The following is a 2,610-nucleotide window of genomic DNA, read 5'->3' on the forward strand; positions in this document are numbered from 1 at the left end:
TCTTCAATTCCCTTCTCCTGGGATCAGCGATGGCGCTGGTTCTGGTAGCGACGCCGATCGGCTCCGCCTATTCGCAGGACAAACCGCCTGCCGATAAACCTGCTGGCGATCAAGCTGCCGGCGATCAACCTGCAGGAGACCAACCGTCGGCCGATCAGCCGCCGGCGGACCAGATGGTGGGTGGGCTGGATGCCTATGCCGCCGCAGAAGACCCGCCGGTCTTCGACGATCCGGAGAAAGCCATCGGTGAATTCAAGGCCAGGCTGGCCGCCGATGATTTCGACGGCCTCGCAAAACTTTTGGGGCTGAATGCGGAGAAGCTGAAAGACAGCGAAGGGGTGAAGGATACGTTCGCTCTTATCCGCGAAGGGGCAGCCCGCAATGTCGTCGTTCGCGACCTGGAGGGCCGCAAGATCCTTCAGATCGGCGACCGGCTCTGGCCCTTGCCCTTCCCGCTCACCAAGGGCGATGACGGCAAATGGGCCTTCGATACCTATGTCGGACTCGAAGAGATCGTCAATCGTCGCGTCGGCGAGAACGAGTTGCAGGCGATCGACACGGTCGAAGCCTATGTCGATGCCCAAAAGGAATACGCCTCTGAGGATCGCGACTCCGACGGCGTGCTCGAATATGCCCAGAAGCTGATCAGCACGCCCGGCCAGACCGACGGTCTCTATTGGCCGGCCGACCAGGGGGATGGCGAAAGCCCCGTCGGAGACTCGATCAGCGAAGCGGCCCTGGAAAAGGCAAAAGCTGGCGAAGGATACTTCGGCTACCGCTTCCGCATCCTGACCTCGCAGGGCGACAACATTGCCGGCGGTCGCTACGACTATGTGATCAACGGCAACATGATCGGCGGCTTTGCGCTGATCGCCTGGCCGGTCACCTATGCGGAGACGGGCGTGAAGACCTTCGTCGTCAACCAGCAGGGCATCGTCTACGAGCGCGACCTCGGGCCGAGCACGGAAGCAATCGTACCCTTCATCGACCGCTTCGATCCGGACGACAAGTGGTCCGTCGTCGACGATTGACGGGGATGCTACCATCGGCATGAACGACAGCGCCGCCCAGTCGGGCGGCGTCAGACAATAACCTCGCCTGCCCGTCCGCCAGCCTCTTCCTCTGCCTCAAACAAGTATCAAGGGCATATCGAGCGAGGCTCGGAATTTGCGCGGCTCGATCGGGCCTGCTGTCAGCGAAGCTCCCCCCGGGAAATGGGTCCTGACGCGGTGGGCCACATTGGCAAGACCGATGCCGAGCCCGTGCGTCATCCCCGCCGCAGTCGCTGCGGCAACATCGTTTTCGACGATCAGATTGAGCCTGTCCCCGCGCCTTGCCGCGCGGATCAGGATTTCGACTGTGCTGCTGGAACGACCGACTCCGTGTTTGACCGCGTTCTCGACCAAAGGCTGCAGGATGAGACTTGGAACTTTCGCATCCTCGAGTTCGCCGGGAATGTCGATCCGAACGCGCATCCGGTCCGAAAACCGCTCCTTTTCGATCTCGAGATATTCCTTCTGCAGCGCCATCTCGTCGGCAAGCCTGAGCTCACGCATGGGGTCGAGCTGCAGCGTCGAGCGCAGGAACGCCGAAAGCGACATGATCATCCGTTCAGCCCGCTCGGAGGCCCCCTCCTCGACAAGCCCGGTGATGGAATTAAGCGTGTTGAAAAGGAAATGCGGGTTGATCTGGTACTGCAGCGCCCGCATTTGCGCCGCGAGCGCCTCTTCGCGTGACGCGATCAGCTTCAGGTCGCGGTCGCGCACGTCCATGTGATTGAGCAACGCGACGAAGAGAAATGACCAGCCGAAGAAGATCGACATGCGATAGCAGACCGCATAGGCGTAATCCATGATGTTGAACGGCACGACCACGGGCAACATGATCAGGCTGTAGAGATAGGCGTCCAGCAGCGACATGCCGAGCGAGCTGACCAGCGACAACAACAGACACGCCGCGATCTGCCGGCCATAGCTCTGCCGCCGCATCCGGCTGAGAAGCTGCGCCAGGAGGATGGCGACGAGGACAAAGACCGCTTCGAGCGCCAGCTTGCCGAGAAAGGGTTTCAGCGGATTGTCCCCGATCGTGAGCCAGATGGGACTGCTGATCAGGAATTCGGCCGCCGCGTAGATCAGTGCCAGCCGCAGGGTGACGACGCGAAACCGGTTGCCGTCCAGGAAACTGTCGGTGGGGATGGTGATGTGCTTCATCAAACTCTGTCGTGCTGAATTCGGGTTCAAGCCCCAGGCGCCAGCATGACGAGGGGCGGCTATTTGAAAAAGCAAATAAAGAAATTTAGCAACTAAAAGGATCACTCGGTTCCGTCTTTCCGCGCGAAGATTGCGGCGGAAGTCAGATGGCTCGGTCCCGTGGAAAGCCACGTGGGCCGACGACGGCGGGCGTCGGGCGAGAGTGCGTTGAGGGACGGGTTTGACCACGAAACGGGCGTGGCTGCGATCATGTGATGGCATGTCGCGGCTTTGGTTGCGGGTTTCAGAAAGTACGGGACAAGGATTTCAGTAAGTCGCGGACACCGATTTCAGTAAGTACGGGACAGCGATTTCACTAAGTCGCGGACAGGCATAGGCGGCGGATTTAGATCGATTTTCG

At 60.4% G+C, this 2,610-nt stretch carries 2 protein-coding genes; one reads left to right on the forward strand and one right to left on the reverse strand.

The window, feature by feature from the left end; all coding sequences use genetic code 11:
- Positions 1–29: 29 nt before the first annotated feature.
- On the forward strand, positions 30–1,031 hold the full coding sequence (locus IB262_RS35335) for a DUF2950 domain-containing protein (protein WP_162728815.1): 1,002 nt from the start codon (positions 30–32) through the stop codon (positions 1,029–1,031).
- A gap of 96 nt (positions 1,032–1,127) precedes the next feature.
- Here IB262_RS35335 and IB262_RS35340 read toward each other — a convergent pair whose 3' ends face one another.
- Positions 1,128–2,210 (reverse strand): histidine kinase, encoded by a 1,083-nt coding sequence (locus IB262_RS35340; protein ID WP_162728812.1) that lies wholly within the window; start codon positions 2,208–2,210, stop codon positions 1,128–1,130.
- Positions 2,211–2,610: the final 400 nt, after the last annotated feature.

The organism is Ensifer sp. ENS02 (assembly GCF_014851885.1).
GTDB lineage: Bacteria > Pseudomonadota > Alphaproteobacteria > Rhizobiales > Rhizobiaceae > Ensifer > Ensifer adhaerens.